The sequence below is a fragment of the Vibrio sp. D173a genome, from assembly GCF_030248475.1.
Window position 1 is genome coordinate 1 of the sequence record NZ_JAHGAH010001193.1, and the last position, 746, is coordinate 746.

Here is a 746-nt window from a genome sequence, read left to right on the forward strand (position 1 = left end):
TTTTAGCAATTAGGACGACAAAATAAAATGAAAGTGCTCGTAGCGGGTTCAAATGGTTATGTTGGCCGTCATGTTGTCAGATGTTTTAAGGAACACGGCTTTGATGTTTACAGTTTTCAACGTGACCTCATGGCTGACAGTGCACAAGTTAACACTGTCACAGCTGGAAGCAGTGACATGTATGGACGATTTGATGTTGTCATTAACTGCGCTAGACCACATTGGTCACAATTCAATGAAAAGCAGATCGCTACCATAGAGCAAGGGTTGCTCTCTGAATTGAATCAATTTGCTGCGAGTAACGCACTTAAAATACATACTTCAGGCGTTTGGCTATTTGGGTGCGCGGATCAAAGTGATTTATTAGAGTTCAATTTGAAGCCGTTCGATAATGTGAAGTTGGATGTCAGAACAATAAAGAGGGTGCTATCAACGAATTGGCACATCGTTTACTGCCCGAGCATCATTTATGGCGGGGAATCCTGTCAGCTTCAACGGATCCTTAAAGAGAGCATCGATTCGACGATTGAGGTCGCTGTACCGAGCACCGGATACAACCAATATGTCCATGTCTTGGATGTGGCAAGTTACTATTTGTACCTCTCACAGCATACAGACATCGAAGAACGTCAGCACTTTATTGCTGAGTCAAAAGGCTACTCCCCACGACACTTTTGCGATTTGTTGCTCGCCAACAGAATGATTGAAAAATCTTTAGAAGTTAGTTGGCTAGAATATGATGCTAA

The 746-nt window shown here is 42.6% G+C and carries 1 protein-coding gene; it reads left to right on the forward strand.

Features of this window, described 5'->3' with window-relative positions:
* Positions 1 to 27: 27 nt before the first annotated feature.
* The coding region (locus KIV40_RS32245; RefSeq protein WP_285353421.1) for an NAD-dependent epimerase/dehydratase family protein at positions 28 to 746 on the forward strand (719 nt) is incomplete at its 3' end.